The sequence below is a fragment of the Alkalimonas delamerensis genome (genome assembly GCF_030717955.1).
GTDB lineage: Bacteria > Pseudomonadota > Gammaproteobacteria > Enterobacterales > Alteromonadaceae > Alkalimonas > Alkalimonas delamerensis.
In genome coordinates this window covers 626,733-643,711 of the sequence record NZ_JAUZVY010000002.1, presented here as the reverse complement: position 1 = coordinate 643,711, position 16,979 = coordinate 626,733, and the positions used below count along the sequence as shown (strand labels likewise).

The 16,979-nt window shown below is 51.9% G+C and carries 14 protein-coding genes and 1 pseudogene; 12 read left to right on the top strand and 3 right to left on the bottom strand.

Going from position 1 to position 16,979, the window contains the following annotated elements; genetic code table 11:
- Positions 1-45 precede the first annotated feature (45 nt).
- The 12 genes and pseudogenes from Q3O59_RS07405 (at position 46) to Q3O59_RS07350 (ending at position 14,307) form a co-directional block, all read left to right on the top strand.
- Positions 46-1,146: a DUF2066 domain-containing protein gene (locus tag Q3O59_RS07405; protein ID WP_305944959.1), complete on the top strand. Its 1,101-nt coding sequence runs from the start codon at positions 46-48 to the stop codon at positions 1,144-1,146.
- A complete protein-coding gene (gene hda / locus Q3O59_RS07400) occupies positions 1,147-1,851 on the top strand; it encodes a DnaA regulatory inactivator Hda (protein ID WP_305944958.1) in 705 nt (234 codons plus the stop codon).
- A 30-nt stretch (positions 1,852-1,881) separates the two neighbouring features.
- Entirely contained in the window at positions 1,882-2,862 is a 981-nt protein-coding gene (gene pheS, locus Q3O59_RS07395; protein ID WP_305944957.1) for a phenylalanine--tRNA ligase subunit alpha, read from the top strand.
- A gap of 15 nt (positions 2,863-2,877) precedes the next feature.
- On the top strand, positions 2,878-5,265 hold the full coding sequence (gene pheT / locus Q3O59_RS07390) for a phenylalanine--tRNA ligase subunit beta (RefSeq protein ID WP_305944956.1): 2,388 nt from the start codon (positions 2,878-2,880) through the stop codon (positions 5,263-5,265).
- A gap of 2 nt (positions 5,266-5,267) precedes the next feature.
- Positions 5,268-5,563, top strand: a pseudogene (gene ihfA / locus Q3O59_RS07385) (integration host factor subunit alpha).
- A gap of 179 nt (positions 5,564-5,742) precedes the next feature.
- Complete coding sequence (locus Q3O59_RS07380) at positions 5,743-6,684, top strand: YbgA family protein (protein ID WP_305944955.1); 942 nt, start codon at positions 5,743-5,745, stop codon at positions 6,682-6,684.
- 1 nt (position 6,685) lies between these two features.
- Complete coding sequence (gene phrB / locus Q3O59_RS07375) at positions 6,686-8,107, top strand: deoxyribodipyrimidine photo-lyase (protein ID WP_305944954.1); 1,422 nt, start codon at positions 6,686-6,688, stop codon at positions 8,105-8,107.
- A complete protein-coding gene (locus Q3O59_RS07370; protein ID WP_228589369.1) occupies positions 8,104-8,535 on the top strand; it encodes a nuclear transport factor 2 family protein in 432 nt (143 codons plus the stop codon). Before phrB ends, Q3O59_RS07370 begins: the two co-directional genes overlap by 4 nt.
- 8 nt (positions 8,536-8,543) lie before the next feature.
- Complete coding sequence (locus tag Q3O59_RS07365; protein ID WP_305944953.1) at positions 8,544-9,806, top strand: NAD(P)/FAD-dependent oxidoreductase; 1,263 nt, start codon at positions 8,544-8,546, stop codon at positions 9,804-9,806.
- Positions 9,796-10,554, top strand: coding sequence for a DUF1365 domain-containing protein (locus Q3O59_RS07360; RefSeq protein ID WP_305944952.1), 759 nt, complete (start codon positions 9,796-9,798; stop codon positions 10,552-10,554). Before Q3O59_RS07365 ends, Q3O59_RS07360 begins: the two co-directional genes overlap by 11 nt.
- Positions 10,535-11,791, top strand: coding sequence for an SAM-dependent methyltransferase (locus tag Q3O59_RS07355; RefSeq protein ID WP_305944951.1), 1,257 nt, complete (start codon positions 10,535-10,537; stop codon positions 11,789-11,791). The genes Q3O59_RS07360 and Q3O59_RS07355 overlap by 20 nt, the downstream gene beginning before the upstream one ends.
- A gap of 107 nt (positions 11,792-11,898) precedes the next feature.
- Positions 11,899-14,307 carry a bifunctional diguanylate cyclase/phosphodiesterase gene (locus tag Q3O59_RS07350; protein ID WP_305944950.1) on the top strand — a complete coding sequence of 803 codons (2,409 nt, stop codon included), beginning with the start codon at positions 11,899-11,901 and terminating at the stop codon, positions 14,305-14,307.
- Here the strand turns inward: Q3O59_RS07350 and Q3O59_RS07345 are convergent.
- Genes Q3O59_RS07345 through Q3O59_RS07335 form a run of 3 tightly spaced genes read right to left on the bottom strand, consistent with a single transcriptional unit; the run spans position 14,299 to position 16,918 of the window.
- On the bottom strand, positions 14,299-15,126 hold the full coding sequence (locus Q3O59_RS07345; protein WP_305944949.1) for a CvfB family protein: 828 nt from the start codon (positions 15,124-15,126) through the stop codon (positions 14,299-14,301). The genes Q3O59_RS07350 and Q3O59_RS07345 overlap by 9 nt on opposite strands.
- Before the next feature lie 40 nt (positions 15,127-15,166).
- A complete protein-coding gene (locus Q3O59_RS07340) occupies positions 15,167-16,687 on the bottom strand; it encodes a DUF3413 domain-containing protein (protein ID WP_305944948.1) in 1,521 nt (506 codons plus the stop codon).
- A 9-nt stretch (positions 16,688-16,696) separates the two neighbouring features.
- The gene (locus Q3O59_RS07335; protein ID WP_305944947.1) at positions 16,697-16,918 is read right to left on the bottom strand and encodes a YejL family protein; all 222 of its coding nucleotides are present in this window, start codon (positions 16,916-16,918) and stop codon (positions 16,697-16,699) included.
- Positions 16,919-16,979: the final 61 nt, after the last annotated feature.

Sequence of the window (16,979 nt, the reverse complement as noted above, 5' to 3'; positions counted from 1 at the left end):
TTCTGAGCCACCAATTTGGTGGCTTTATCACGTATGAGGCAACCGATGACCCGTCCGCATCCAGCACAGTACTCAGCATGGCTTCCCGGGCTTAACAGCTTGCTGTTCGGACTCTTGCTGTGTCTGATATTGATGCTGCCAGTCTCAGCCCCGGTTGCCAGTCCTTTCTATACCGCTGAGGTCCCTGCTGAGCAGACACGCCAACAGTGGCAGCGTGAAGCCTTTGAGCAAGTCATTCGCCGTATAGCGGCCGATCCCGATGTGTTGTCGCACCCCGTGGTGCAACAAGAGCGGCAACGCGCCAATACCTACGTCAAGCAATTTGAAGCCATTCGCACTGAACAAGGGCCGAAAGTTCGGGTACTGATTGATCAGGAAAAAATCCAACAACTCTTTCGCGAGCAGCAGTTGCTTATTTGGGATACCCGACGCCCTCAGGTGTTGATTTGGCTGGTGCAGCAAGAGGATTCTGAGCGCCGCTTTGTCAGCCAGCGGCAACACGAGCTGGTGGCCGCCATGCAACAGCAGGCACAGCAACACCTTTTGCCGCTGATCTGGCCTTTGTACGACATGGAGGATTTGCTCAACCTGAACGAGACCGATGTTTGGGCCGGTTTCTGGCAGCAAATTCGCACTGCCAGTGCGCGCTATCAGCCCGATTTGATTGTCACGGTGCAGCTGAGTGCCAGCAACACAGAACAAGGCCTGACTCATCAGCTGTTTTGGCAGCTTGATCACCAGGGGCGGGTCGAGCGTTTTGAACTGACGGGCCAAGATCCGGTTGAGGTGTCATCCAAGATGATTGATGCATTGGCGGCTCAGCTTGCTCAGCGTTATGCAGTGCGTTACCTGACGGAAAGTGAGCCGCTTGAACTGAGTATTTCCGGTGCTGACGACTGGTCGGATTGGGTGCGACTGCAGCGGTTGCTGGAAAGTTTCCCAGGTGTTGGGCAGGTTGATATAAAAAAACGGGATGCAACCAACTTGCGGGTCAATTTGCGGTTGGCCATTCCGCAACAGGAGTGGCTGCAGCTGGTTGCATTGGAGCCATCGCTTAGCCTCCTGAGTAACCAGAGTGTGGAAAGTTTCAGTTTGCGGGCTCCGGCGGGCTCTGAGCCTATCCGTTTGCATTACGAACGTCGCTAGATGCAGCCAACGCAATTTACCTTGCCGGTTACCTTGCCGGAAGATGAAACCCTGGACAGCTTTTTTAGTCCTTCCCTACATCCTGCGGTTGACTATATCCGGCAGTATTTAGCTCAGCCTGCTGGAAAGGCTCCTTTGTATTTGTTTGGAGCCAGCGGCTGCGGTAAATCGCATTTACTTTACGCCGCCTGCGTCCAGGCGCAGGAAATGGGTTTGACCAGTCAGCTGCTAGCGCTGGAGCATTGGCAACAACTGGACGCCCGGGTGCTGGACGACCTCGAGCATTTGGACCTGGTCTGTTTGGATAACGTTCAGGCCATTGCCACCGATCTGAGTTGGCAAACCGCGGTCTTTGATTTGTACAATCGTATGGCCGAGCAAGGCAACTGCCTGATCATCGTCGCGAATCAGGCGCCAGCGCAGTTGGGACTGCAATTGGCGGATTTGGTGTCACGGCTGCAGGCATGCACCAGCTTTCAATTGCGGCTGTTAAGCGATGCCGACAAACAGCTGCTGCTGCAACACAAAGCTCATCTGCGAGGCATGGAACTAAGCAGCGATGTGGCACGTTATTTACTGAACCGTCAGCAACGCGATATCCGTGCATTGCTGGCCATATTGGACGCGCTGGATCAAGCCAGTATTGTTCATCAACGAAAAATTACCATTCCATTTGTCAAAGCCGTGTTGGCCGACGACGAATGAGAATTTACTGACAAAGAAGCTGAGGAAACGATGGAGCTGAAAGCATTGTTAGAACAGGCGACACAAGCCATCCAGGCCAGTGAGGACATCGCGGCATTGGAGCAGGTTCGGGTCGACTTTATGGGCAAAAAAGGCCGTATCACCGAGTTGCTTAAGTCGCTGGGTGGGATGGATCCTGAGCAGCGTAAAGAAGCCGGTCAGCACATCAATCAACTGAAGCAACAGGTACAGCAAGCATTGAATGACAAGCGTGACCAGTTGCAACAGGCCCAGTTGGCTGCCAAGCTGGCCAGCGAGCGCATTGATGTCACCTTGCCGGGGCGCCGGCTTGAAACCGGTGGGCTTCATCCGGTAACCCGCACCATAGAGCGCATTGAAAGCTTCTTTTCTGAGCTTGGCTTCAGCGTCAAGCAAGGGCCGGAAATTGAAGACGATTTCCACAATTTTGATGCGCTGAATATCCCGGAGCATCATCCGGCGCGGGCGGATCACGATACCTTTTACTTCAACCCCAAGTTGATGCTGCGTACTCAAACCTCAGGTGTGCAAATTCGCACCATGGAAGTTGAAGCTCCACCGCTGCGTATTATTTCGCCGGGGCGCGTCTACCGCAACGACTACGATCAAACCCACACGCCGATGTTTCATCAGGTCGAAGGCCTGATGGTGGATACCGACGTCAGCTTTACAGAGCTGAAAGGCATTTTGCATGACTTCCTGCAAAACTTCTTTGAAGAAGAGTTGCAAGTGCGCTTTCGTCCGTCCTTTTTTCCTTTTACCGAGCCATCAGCTGAAGTGGATGTGATGGGCAAAAATGGCAAGTGGCTCGAGGTGCTCGGCTGCGGTATGGTGCACCCCAATGTGCTGAAGTCTGTCGGCATTGATCCGACCAAATACAGTGGCTTCGCCTTTGGTATGGGGGTAGAGCGCCTGACCATGCTGCGCTACGGCGTCACTGATTTACGCGCATTCTTTGAAAATGATGTGCGCTTCCTCAAACAGTTCAGATAAGCAGGATCGATTGACATGAAGTTTAGTGAAAGTTGGTTACGTGAATGGGTCAATCCGGCGGTAAGCACCGAGGCGCTGTCTGAGCAATTGTCGATGGCCGGTCTGGAAGTGGATGCGGTGACACCGGTTGCCGGCCAGTTCAATGGTGTGGTGGTCGGCGAGGTGATTGCCTGCGCCCAACACCCCGATGCCGATAAGCTGCAAGTGACTCAGGTTGATGTCGGGGATGAAGCGCCTTTGGACATTGTCTGTGGCGCCAGCAACTGCCGCCTTGGCCTGAAGGTCGCCGTGGCAAAAGTGGGTGCAGTACTGCCTGGTGATTTCAAAATTAAAAAAGCCAAGCTGCGTGGTCAGCCCTCGATGGGGATGTTGTGTTCCTTATCTGAGCTTGGCATGGCCGAGGAGTCGGATGGCATTGTCGAGCTACCGGATGATGCGCCTGTTGGGCAGGACATTCGTCAGTACTTGCAGTTGGACGATGTCACCATTGAAGTGGACTTAACGCCAAATCGGGCTGACTGTCTTGGTTTACTGGGGTTGGCGCGTGAAGTCGCCACCTTAAATGCGATGGATTTCAAAGCACCGGTTTATGCGGCGGTGCCACCGGTGCACGATGCGAAGCGTCAAATTCAGTTAGAGGCCGCAGAGGCTTGCCCACGTTATCTGGGGCGGGTTATCCGCAACATTAACCCCGGCGTTGCCAGTCCGCTTTGGCTGGTTGAAAAATTGCGCCGCTCAGGCGTTCGTTCGATTGATCCTGTGGTGGATGTGACCAATTTTGTATTGCTGGAGTTGGGGCATCCAATGCATGCCTTTGATCTGGCAAAAATTGATGGTGATATTCAGGTACGTTACGCCAAACCAGACGAAAAAATGGTGCTGTTGGATGGCTCCGAAGTCAGTCTGCTTCCTGGGACTTTGCTGATTGCCGATCAGCAGAAACCACTGGCCATGGCCGGTATTTTTGGTGGTTTGCACAGCGGTGTCACTGAGCAAAGCCGTGATATTTTCCTGGAAAGCGCTTTTTTTGCGCCAAACGCCATGGCGGGTAAGGCACGGCAGTATGGCCTGCATACCGATGCCTCCCACCGTTATGAGCGCGGAGTTGATCCTGCTTTGCAGCGCCAGGCAATGGAACGGGCGACGGCCCTGTTGCTGGCTATTGTCGGAGGAGAAGCCGGCCCTGTGGTGGAGTCTGTCAGTGAAGCTCACTTGCCACAAGCCAACAGCATTCAGCTGACGGCCAGGCAGTTGAACAAATTGCTGGGTGTCACCATTGCGCCGGATACTGTCGAGCGCATTTTGCGTCAGCTGGGATTGGACGTTCAACCATCGGACGATGGTTGGTTGGTGCAAACGCCGTCCTGGCGATTTGACCTGGCCATTGAGGAAGACTTGATTGAAGAAGTGGCGCGTGTCTATGGCTACAACCAAATTCCCAATGAAGCTCCCACTGCGCACCTGACCATGCGCCGGTTTTCTGAAGCTGAAATTCAGCTCAGTCGCTTGCGCCAACTGCTGGTTGACCGTGGCTACCAAGAAGCCATTACCTACAGCTTTGTCGATCCTAAAGTGCAGCAGTTGCTGTATCCCGCCAGCGAAGCTTTGGTGTTGCCAAATCCGATTTCAGTGGATATGTCGGCCATGCGACTGAGCACCTGGCCTGGTTTGCTGCAAACAGTGCTGGCCAATCAAAATCGCCAACAATTGCAGCTGCGGCTGTTTGAGTCTGGCTTGAAGTTTGTGCCGGATGCGGCAGCAGACCATGGCGTTCGGCAGGTTGCGGTGCTGGGTGGTGTCTTGGTTGGAAGTCTGGGGCAGGGGCATTGGAACCTGACCGAGCGTCCCTATGACTTTTTTGATGCCAAAGGCGATCTGGAAGCGGTGTTGGCAACCTGCTCCGATAGCGAGCGTTTTGAGTTTGTGCCAGCCGAGCACAGTGCCTTGCACCCCGGCCAGACCGCCGAAGTACGATGCCAGGGCCAGCATGTCGGCTGGCTTGGCGCCTTGCACCCCGAGGCGAAGCGTAAGCTCGGCATCAAAGGCGAATGCTACCTGTTTGAGTTGGAGCTGGCAGCACTTGGAGAGCGCGCCATCGTGCAAAGCCAGGAGCTATCGCGTTACCCAGCCAACCGCAGGGATTTAGCCATTGTGGTCAAATCCGATGTGCGTTTTGCTGATATTCTTGCTACTATAAAAAAAGTTGGCGGAAATCAACTGGTTGGCCTAAAATTATTTGACGTGTATAGCGGGCAGGGTGTGGCAGAAGGCTGCAAGTCGCTTGCCATCGCTTTGACGTTACAGGATAGTGCGCGAACCCTTGAGGATAAAGACATCCAGCAGGTTGTTGATCAGGTGGTAGCGGCGCTGAAAGACGAGTTCAATGCAACGCTGAGGGATTAACCATGGCACTGACCAAAGCAGATATTGCGGAGCGTTTATTTACCAAGTTCGGTATCAGTAAACGCGATGCCAAACTGATCGTGGAAGCTTTTTTGAAGAAATTCGCTCAGCGCTGGAAGCTGGCGAACAAGTGAAGTTGTCTGGCTTTGGTAACTTTGATCTCCGTGTCAAAAATGAGCGGCCGGGGCGTAACCCCAAAACCGGTGAAGATATTCCTATCTCTGCACGCTGTGTGGTCACCTTTCGTCCGGGACAAAAGCTGAAGTCCAGGGTGGAAGAAGGTACCAGCAAGCTCTGATTGCACACAACAAAGCCCTGACTTGTCAGGGCTTTGCTTTATGAGCTGCCTACAGCGGCGGCACCACCCCACTGGGCTTGTTGAATAAAGCAGCAAAGGCATTTATTTTTCTGGTATTTGTTGATCCAGAGCCTTGCTGTGGCTGTATCGAAATGTATCCATTACCGTGAGTGTTGATCATGCAGTTAGCCATTGGCATCAGTGCCTGTTTGTTGGGACAAAAAGTTCGTTACGACGGCGGTCACAAAGCGTCCGAGTTTTGTTTAAGTCAGTTGCAACCTTATGTCCGTTATCAGGCAGTTTGCCCGGAGAATGCCATAGGGCTGGGGACTCCCAGGCCTGCCATCCGGTTGATGAAAAAAACACAGGGTGACATCCATCTTGTGCAAGTGAGCGATGCCAGCATCGATCATACCGATGCCATGCACCAATTCACCGAGCAAGCACTGCCTGCTATGTCCGCCTTGGCGGGTTTTATCGTCTGTGCCAAGTCACCCAGCTGTGGCATGGAGCGGGTGCGACTTTTCAATGAGCAGGGCCATCAGCTGGGCAAAGCCGGGGTCGGGCTTTTTACCCGACAGCTGATGCAGCGTTATCCCTGGTTGCCGGTCGAAGAAGATGGTCGGTTGCACGATCCGATGTTGTGGGAGAATTTTATTACCCGAATTTTTGCCTGCCACGACTACCAACAACTGTGTCGTGAAGGCTTCAGCGTCGGGGCTTTGGTTGCTTTTCACAGCCGTTATAAGTTTTTGGTGATGGCGCACAGCCCATCGGCCTACCGTGAACTGGGGCGTTTGGTGGCACAAGCCAAATTGTTTGAGCCTGAAGAATTAAAGCAGCGTTACTTGCAAGACTTGATGCATGCGCTCAAGCAAGCTTGCAGCCGAAAAACTCACGCCAATGTGCTGCAGCACCTGCAGGGATTTTTCAAAAAGCATTTATCCAGCAAGGAGCGGCAGGAGCTCAGTAGTTTAATCGACCGCTTTCGGCTGGGGCACTTGCCATTGATGGCGCCCATTACCTTGCTGCTGCATCATTTATCACGTTTTGAACACCCTTACCTGGCTGCACAAACCTACCTGCAGCCTTTCCCTGAAGCGTTGGGGTTAAGAGGTTAGTATGAGCGCAAGATTGCAGTTGGTGTGGTTTCGCTCGGATTTACGTGTTTACGATAACGCGGCCTTGGTTCAGGCGATGTCGCAAGGGCCGACCCTAGCAATTTTTATTGCCTGCCCTGACAGTTGGCAGCAACACGACATGGCGCCCATCAAGCAGGATTTGATCCGGCGCCGTGCTCTGGCGCTGCAGCAAGAGCTGGCTGAGCTGCAGGTGCCCTTGTTGCTGGCTGAAGGCAGTGATTACGAAGCTGTACAAGACATTTTCCGTGCCTTGGTGCCCTTAGGCATTGGCTGCGTTTACTCTGAGTTGGAGTACGAGCTTCGGGAGCAGCAGCGTGATCAGCAGCTGCAAGCTTGGTTGACTGAGCAAGGCATTGACTGGTGGCAGTGCGATCGGCAAACGGCCTTTACCCCAGGTCGTTTTGTCAACGGCAGTGGCAGCATGTATCAGGTCTTCACGCCATTTAAAAAACGCTGGTTGCAAGCGCTTGCCGAGCAGGAGCTGACGGTGCTGCCGAAACCCAAGCCGCAGCAAAAAATGGAGCTTGCACTGCCGCAGTTGCCGGTCTTTCAGCCGGGTAATGGCAGCTCGAAAGATTGGTCGGTCGACTCTGAGGAGCTGTTGCAGCAACTTCGTGATTACTGCCAGTCGAGGGTACAGCTTTACAAAAAACAGCGTGATTTTCCTGCTCTTGATGCGACCTCCAGGTTGTCACCTTATTTGGCTGTCGGGGCGCTTTCTGTCCGGCAGTGCATTCGCCGTTTGCAACTCGAAGCCGGGAATGCAATCTGGCAAGCGGAGTCAGGTGCTGCTGTCTGGTTGTCCGAGTTGATTTGGCGTGATTTTTACAAGCATGTGTTGGTGGCCTGGCCGGAGCTCATTAAACACCAGCCGTTCCAAAAAGATACCACTGCAATTCGCTGGCGCAATGATAAAACTCTGTTTGCCGCCTGGTGTGCCGGCCAAACCGGCTACCCATTGGTGGATGCAGCGATGCGGCAGCTGAACCAAACCGGTTGGATGCACAACCGCCTGCGGATGGTGGTGGCCAGCTTTTTGGTGAAAGATCTGCACATCGATTGGCGCTGGGGAGAGCGGTACTTTATGCGTCAGCTGATTGATGGTGACTTTGCCGCCAACAATGGAGGCTGGCAATGGGCCGCGTCTACCGGAACCGATGCAGCGCCTTATTTTCGAATTTTTAATCCGATCACGCAAAGTGAGCGTTTTGATCCTAAGGGACACTTCATCCGTAATTGGCTGCCTGAGCTTGCTGCAGTGCCGGATGCTGCCATTCATTGGCCGCATAAATTGACAAATCGCAATCAGTATCCAGCGCCGGTAGTGGATCATGCCAAAGCACGAGCGACTACGCTGGAATTGTTCCAGCAAGCCAGGCAGCAAGCAGGCGAGGGGTTATGAGTCGACTGGATGATTTTTTAGAGTTTTACAATGGTCTGAATAGCAGTGGTCTGCACCGGCTGGCGGAGCTGTATCACCCGAATGTAGTCTTTACCGACCCGGTGCATCAGTTACATGGCAGCGCAGCGCTGGCCAACTACTTTGAGCATGCTTATGCCCGGCTCAACCAGTGTCATTTTGAAAGCAAAACACGGTGCGAGCAGGGCGATAGCGGTTTTATCAGCTGGCAAATGACTCTGGCCCACCAGGCCATTGGCAACGGCAAGCTTATTCAGGTTGAGGGCTGTACAGAGCTTCGTTGGCATCAGGATGGTCGTATCCTGTATCACCGGGATTATTACGACCTAACCGAACTGGTGTATCAGCATCTGCCTGTCATTGGTTGGGCGACCAACACCATTAAGCAGCGTATGGCGAAAGCACACTAAGGACCACTATGAGAATTGCAGTTATTGGGGGTGGCATCGCAGGGATGATGTCGTTGTATTTGCTGCAACGCCAGCATCAGGTGGTGTTGTTTGAAGCCAACGATTACCTTGGGGGGCATACGGCGACGGTTGATATTGAGCTGGATGGTAAAAATCTGGCCGTGGATACTGGTTTTATCGTGTTTAACAACTGGACTTACCCGTTATTTAACCGGTTTTTGGCTGAGCTTTCGGTCCCGTTTCAGCCGACGGAGATGAGCTTCTCGGTGAAAGACGAGCGGTCAGGCCTAGAATACAATGGCAATACCTTTGCAACCCTGTTCGCACAAAAGCGCAATCTGTTTCGGCCATCGTTTTGGGCGATGCTGTCGGATATTGTTCGGTTCAATAAGTTAGGCAAACGCCTGTTGGCAGAAAATCATGATGATTTGGATCTGACTCTGGGTGATTTATTAGAAAAGTATCGCTTTGGCAAGGCGTTACGGGATCATTACTTGCTGCCAATGGGCGCGGCCATTTGGTCAGCTGGTCTCAGTGACATGCCTTCATTTCCAGTTCGTTTTTTTCTTCGTTTTTTCAACAATCACGGCCTGCTAAATGTGAACGACAGGCCCCAGTGGTCGGTGATTTGCGGTGGCTCACGCGAGTATGTTCGGCGGTTGCAGCAAAAAGTGCCGGCAGACTCCATTCGCATCGGCCAGGCCGTGCAACGAGTGCATCGTTTTGAGGATGGTGTTGAGCTGGAGCTGCCTGATGGCAGTGTCGAGCACTTCGATCAGGTGGTGTTTGCCTGTCACAGCGATCAGGCACTAAAGTTACTTGGTGACGCCACTCCTGCCGAACAGTCGGTTCTTGGCGCCATACCGTATCAGATGAATGATGTGGTGTTGCACACCGACAGTACCTTATTGCCAAAGCGTAAAGCCGCTTGGGCATCCTGGAATTATCATTTATCCGCCGCTGCCACTGACAAAGCCACCTTAACTTACAACATGAACATCTTGCAGCAGCTGGAGTCTAAGCAAACTCTCTGTGTCACGCTGAACAATACCGCAGCCATATCGCCTGACAAAATAGTGCGCCGCTTTCAGTATGCTCATCCGGTGTTCAATCCCTACAGCATGGCGGCACAGCAGCTCCGGGCTGAGATCAATGGCGTTAACCGCAGTTGGTACTGTGGTGCCTATTGGTACAATGGTTTTCACGAGGATGGTGTGCGCAGTGCCGTCGATGTGGCTCAATCACTTGGAGTACCTTTTGGTGACGATTGAACCGCATGCTCTCTATCAAGGGGAGTTAGGTCACCAGCGGCTGTTGCCAAAGCGGCACGGTTTTGCCTACCCGTTGCATTATTTTTGGCTCAATGCCAGTTCCCTGCCATCTCTGGGGCGAAGTTGGCTGCTGAAGTACGAAGGCTTTGCTGCCTTTAGTTATCGACGCAATGACTACCTCCCCGGTGCGGCCTGTTTAAAACAGGCGGTTTGCGACAAAATCCGGCAGCTGGGGGGGGATCAGCCTGTTACAGAGGTGTACTTACTGAGTCCGCTGGCGAACTGGGGGCATTACTTTAGCCCTTTGACGCTCTATTATGGTTTTGATGCAGAGCAGCAATTGCGCTATCTGTTGGCTGAAGTGAGCAATACGCCATGGAATGAACGGCATCATTACTTGATTCCCGTCTCAGCCAATGGTCGTTATCAACACGACAAAGATTTTCACGTTTCACCTTTTAACCCAATTGCGATGCAGTATCACTGGCAGATTGAGCCGCCTGGTGAGACCTTGGTTTGCAGCATTAGCAATCACCAGCAACAGCAGAAAGTTTTCAGCGCCTGGATGCGCTTGCAGCGGCAGCCTCTGAGCGCCAAAGTACTGCGCCGCATGCTGATCCGCAGTCCCTGGCCTAACGTACTGGTTAAAATACGAATTTATTGGCATGCCCTGAAGCTTCTTATAAAAGGCAACCCGGTCTATGCCCACAGCAAAAAAGGTAGTGTGTATGACGATGTCACTGACTGAAACTTCGGTTTCTCCAAAGCGCACCTTGTTGGACAAGGTCAGTCGCCGCTTTGTGCTTAACTTTATTGGCCAACTTCAACACGGTTTCATTCGCATCAGTGAAGGCGAGCACCGACTGGAGTTCGGCGATGCTCAAGCCGATTTGCAGGTGCAGATTCATGTGGTGGATCCCAGCTTTTACCGCAAGATGGTCAGCAGTGGTTCCATTGGAGCGGCTGAAGGCTATGTTGACGGCGCCTGGCATTGCGATGATCTAACCAGCCTGGTCCGCATTTTTGCCCGCAATTTAACCTTGCTGGATAAAATGGACTCTACCTGGGCCCGGTTAAGCCGTCCTTGGTTAAAACTACTCAATGCGCGCAACGCCAATACCAAAACACAATCGCGTAAAAATATCTCGGCGCATTACGATTTGGGCAATGCCATGTACCGACTGTTTCTCGATGACAGCATGATGTACTCAAGCGCAGTCTATCCGAGCGAGTCGGCCAGTCTGGAACAAGCACAGCAACACAAGCTGGAGCTGCTGTGTCAGCGCTTGCAACTGACAGCCGATGACCATCTGTTGGAGATAGGGACAGGCTGGGGAGGGATGGCAATCTATGCTGCAAAGCATTATGGTTGCAAAGTCACTACCACCACCATCTCCAGGCAACAATACGATTACGCCAAAGCGCAAGTACAGGCCGCAGGTTTAGAAAACCGTATTACTCTGTTGTTGCAAGACTACCGTGATCTCACCGGCAGTTACGACAAGCTGGTGTCGATTGAGATGATTGAGGCTGTCGGTGATGACTTCCTGGATACCTACTTTAAACAGTGCTCGTCATTGCTAAAGCCCAATGGCATCATGGTGTTGCAAGCGATTACCATGGTGGATCAGCGTTACCGCCAGTACGTGCGGGAAGTCGACTTCATTAAGCGCTACATTTTCCCTGGTGGCTGCTTGCCGTCAGTGCACCGGATGTCTGAAGCGGTCACCCGGCACACTGATTTGGTGATTCGCCAGCTGCAGGACATTGGTCTGGATTATGCGAAAACACTGCGTCACTGGTGCGAGCGTTTTCTACAGCAGAAAGAGGAAGTGTTGCGCCAGGGCTATGATCGCAACTTTATCCGGCTGTGGCATTACTACCTCTGTTATTGTGAGGGTGGCTTCCTAGAGCGGGCAACCAGCACTGTGCATCTGGTGCTGTCTAAACCTGACAACCGACAGGATTTTCCGGCAGTCGGTTAAAGCCTGAGCAACTTATTGGTCCAATTGGTTTTCTGCTGGTTTCTACTCCTTGTTCTATGCTATAAGCAAGTAACAGAGATCAACAATGTGAATGCTAAGCAGCAGCCATGAGTAAGCGCCACACCGATGACAGCACAACGAGCAGTCTGAAACAACGCTTAGCCGAGCTGTCAGAGCAAAACCACGATTTGCGTATCGTCAATCAGTTGTCGATCGAGTTGCATCAACTGAATGACGTACAGGCGGTGACGGACTTTGTGGTGCAAACTCTTTGCACCGAACTTGGTTTTGAAGATTGCACGATTTTCCTGCTTAATGAAGAGCAACAACTGACTCGATACTCGGAAGCTGGTTTACGAACCCAAACCAGCCAAGCCAATGCAGAGCTCCAGCATTTAAGTCTGCAGCAGGGTATTGTTGGGTTTTGTGCATACAAACGGCAAACCCAGTTGGTGCAAGACACCCGCTTGTGTGAGCATTACGTATTGGATCGGGTGCAAAGTTTGTCAGAGCTGGCAGTGCCTGTGGTCGATGAAGGTGAAGTGCTGGCGGTAATTGACTCAGAACATCAACAGGCCGGTTACTTCACTGAGCGGCATCAAGCGTTACTGGAAACGGTCGCGTTGATTCTGGCCAGTAAACTGCGCCGCCTACAAACCCAGGTGCAGCTTGAAGCTTCGGTTGAGAAACTCGAGTATGCTGAAAAACTGCAAAAATCCCTCTATGAAATTGCCGCTTTTTCCTATTTTGCCGATGATTTAACCGAGTTTTACAGCCATGTGCACCAGATTGTTAGTGCATTGATTTATGCGCCTAACTTTTTTATTGCGCTGTACGATGAAGAGAAGGAACACTTGTATTTTCCTTATTACGTCGATACGCGCGGTGATCTCGAACCCAGTGCGGTCTATCCGAAAGAAATTCTTAAGAACAGTTTAACCGGCTACGTATTCCGTACCGATCGCCCTTTGTTGCTGAACCGCCAGCAATTCACCGCTTTTTATGAACAACAGCAGCTGAAAGCCTATGGTGTGATGCCCGAGTGTTGGCTTGGGATCCCATTTCACTCTGGCGACAGTGTGCATGGTGTGGTGGTGGTACAAAGTTACATCGAGCAAATTAGCTATGATGGAAGTGATCTGGAGTTACTGACCTTTGTTGCCCAACACATCTCCAATGCACTGGAACGGGTGTTTTCAGAGCGAAAGTTACAGCATCAGGCGTTGCACGATAATTTAACCGGTCTGCCCAATCGGGCGCTGTTTCTGGATCGGGTGCACCATGCTTTTTTACGGATGCAGCGCTTCCCAGAGCAGCAGCTGGCCGTGATGTACCTTGATTTGGACAAATTCAAAGCTGTCAATGATACCCATGGTCATGCGGTTGGCGATGCATTTTTGGTCGCAGTGAGTCAGCAACTAAAAAAATGCATGCGGCAAAGCGATACTTTGGCCCGATTAGGTGGGGATGAGTTCGCTATTTTGCTGGAAGACGTGGACAGCATCAGCACTATAGAAGAAGTCGCTCAACGAATTTTAATGGCTCTGCAGCGTCCGGTAGAAGTCAATGAGTTGGCACTGTTGGCCTCCGCCAGTATCGGCATTAGTTATTGTCAGCTGGATGCTCCCGGCCTGATCCCGGATGAGCTGATCCGTCGGGCTGATATTGCCATGTACGAGGCGAAGCGGGACGGGCGGGGTGTTTATCGCATCTACGATGAAAGCATGCAGGCCGACGAATTACCAGGCTGGAACATTGAGCAAGCGCTCAAAGTTGCGCTGAATGACAATCAGCTGCACTTGCTGTTTCAGCCGATTATTGCATTGGAGAGCAATGCCATCAAAGGCTTTGAAGCCTTAGTTCGATGGCAGCATCCAGAGCAGGGACTGGTGATGCCGGACGATTTTATTCCCGTGGCAGAGCAAAGCCAGTTAATTGTCCGGTTGGATCATTACGTGTTGCGTCAGGCTGTACGCCAGGCGGCTTACTGGTTTGCGGCAGGCCACCGTTTTTACATCAGCGTCAATGTTTGTGGCAGTACTTTAGGCGAACCTGGCTTTGTACACTGGTTGCAGCAATTGCTGAAACAATACGGTATTCCGGCGCAGGCACTGGCGTTGGAGCTGACCGAGCGGGCTTTGATTGACAACATAGTGCAGGCCAAAGAAACGTTGCAGCAGCTGCGTGATTTAGGGATATGCATTTTGTTGGATGACTTTGGTACGGGTTACTCCAGCTTGAGCTATCTCAGCGAGTTTAAGCTGGATGTGCTGAAAATTGATCGCAGCTTTATCACCAATATGCAAGACGACGGTCGGGATCATCCTATTGTTAATACCATCATTGCGCTCGCAAAAACATTGCATCTCACTGTGGTGGCCGAAGGCATTGAAAGCTTGGAGCAGCAGCAGGTGTTGCAGCGCCTTGGTTGCGACTATGGTCAGGGCTATTGGTTTGCCCGGCCCTTAACCGCTTCACAGGCGCTGGACTGGTTAAAACACCGGGCCTTAAGCTAGGTAAATGCCATCTTGCTCAATGCGAATTTTCTTCGCTTTGAACAAGCGGCCAATGGCTTGCTTGAATGCTTTTTTGCTTGCTGAAAATTGCTGATAGATGGCCTCTGGGCTGCTTTTATCGTGCAAAGGCAGAAAACCGCCTGCCTGCTGCAATGCTTCTAAAATAGCCGGCTCCAGTGTTGTTGCTTTGGCAGCGCCTATTGGGTTAAGGCTTAAATCAATTTTGCCATCAGGGCGAACTTGCCGAATGTAGGCCGTTAGCTGCTGCCCTGGGTAAAGCCGCTCTTTCAGCTGATCTTTAAACAGCAAACCCCAGTGCTGTTGGTTGATAATGGCCTTGTAGCCAAGATCGGTGTGGTTGGCAATGATAACGGATACGGTTTGTTTTTCCTGATAGCTTGCCGGAACTTTATCCAAAAACTTATCAAGTTTGGCCGAGCCAATGATGCGGTTGCTTTTATCCACCAGGCAATGCACCAGATAGCGTTTGCCTGTTTGCATTGGGATAGGTTGTTCGCTGTAAGGTACCAGCAAGTCTTTGCTTAGCCCCCAGTCGAGAAAAGCGCCAACCTTGTTGACATCCACTGCGGTCAAAAGGGCAAACTGGCCAACCTGGATCTTGGGTATTTCGGTGGTTGCGATCAGTTGATCATCCGAGTCCAGGTACAAGAACACATTCAGCAGCTGGCCAATTTCAAGCCCAGCAGGAGCATAACGCTTCGGAAGTAAGATGTCTCCCCATTCCAATCCATCCAGAAAGTAACCGAAGTCGACTTCTTTTTTGACTGCAAGACGGTTTTGTTTTCCTAGTGCCAGCATTGGTTGTTCCTTGGAGTGAGGAGATGCTTCATGAGTGCCATTAATCAGTTGCCGGCTTGGGCAATCGTTGCAGCGCATCGACCAGCATCGGCATGTCAAAACGCTCATTCAACGGTAAACCAGTCGCGGCTGACCAAATTCCAAAGCTGTGGTCATCACGGATAATCACCAGCTTATCTTTGTAAAAACTGTAAATTTCATGCTGACTGATTGCCAGCTTGGGCAAGTTCCGTGGAGCCAACAGGTTATCACCAGCAAGTTGAGGGCGACTTTCACAGCCGGCATAGGCCAGCAGGGTAGGTAGCAGATCCAAATGCAGACTGGCCGCGGGCTGGATTTGTTGTCGTAGCTCTGGCCAGCGATACCAAGCCTGAACCGGGGCCAGGCGCCACTGACGGTGCTGAGCGGAAAGCTCCAAAATCAGAACAGGCCCTTGCTCAGGCAACTCCAGCAATCCAGCCATGTCATGGAAAACCACTTGCACTGGTGCATCCGGTTGACTGAAGTGGTGTAGCCACTCGGGTATATCTGTCGACTGACTTTGGATAGAAACACTAAAGCGGTCGGCTTGTTGCGTCAACCAAAATGGGGGCTGACTCAGTTGCTGCTGCAATTGATTTGCATCGGCAAACTGGCCAAAAAATAGCTGATACAAGGCTTCAGCGGGCACGGTTGGCGCAAAATGGGGCGCTAAATCTCTTAAACCCAATCCATCCAGCTGTTGTCGTTGGCTGCTATCCAGAGCTGGCAGCACAATCAGGGTTAAAGGGGGCCGGGCTGGCAAGAGCTGATCACACTGCAGCTGTGCATCGACCGTTTTCAGGTAATCCAGTGCATCCAGTTGTTGTTGGTGGCTGCTGGCGCGCTCAGAGCGGTCTAGTAGGCGATGTCTGGCCAGAAAGCTTTTGGCCGTGGCCGGATAGCTTAACGGCAGGACATTGTCCTGACGCACCACATCGAGGTTCAGTTGTGCATCGGCCCAGATATGAATCAAATGACTCAGGGCAAAGCTGCCCACAAAGAATACCCAAATTGGGCGGCCAAAGCCTGTGGCTTGCAAGCGGCTGACTTTTTTCCAGCAGTAATTGCTCACAATCAGCTGCACCACCAAAATGGCAACGGCGCTTAAGCTGACAATCAGCACAAAGTTGCGAAGATTGGTCACAATCTGTGAGCGCATCAGCTCGATGGTTTGCGGCCAGGCGGTATTGCCGATATGGTAGCCAAGGCTACGATAAACATAGGCATCGAAAATAAGCACCACCAGCGCCAAAGTCGCTAACACGGCGCCCAGGCCACGGACATGCTTTTGCGATGGGAACAGCAGACTAATCGGGAAAATGGTTAGAATAAAAAATAAAAAACACAAAAAAGCGGTATGACCCAGCCAGTTGCTGATTAAAAAGCTCCAGCCTGTCAGGCTTTGCGGCAAAGGTTCGGCCAGCCAATAACTGGCCGTGACCAATAAGGCCAGCAGAATATTGAAAAAGGTAAACCAATGACCCCAGCTCAGCAGCCGGTTTACTTTACTAACCAGGGATAAATTGTGCTCGAGCACCATAACCGGGGGTCAGCTTTTTACCGCGACACTGTCAGTCAGTGCCAGACAAAATTGCTGCACCAGCTCGGCGCGTTTTGCTGCTGGCACATTGTGGTTGACGATATGACTGACCGCGTTGCCGAGGCAGATCAAACTCAATTCGGTGGTGGCTTGTTGCTGACGAAGCTCGTCGAGCAAGACATTCACCAGATTTTCAATTTGTGAGGAAGAATACTTTGATACAATAGGCATGAGGTACCGGGGAAGTTCGCTTAACTGGTGTAAATTCTAACAGAAATCTGCAACATTAGGA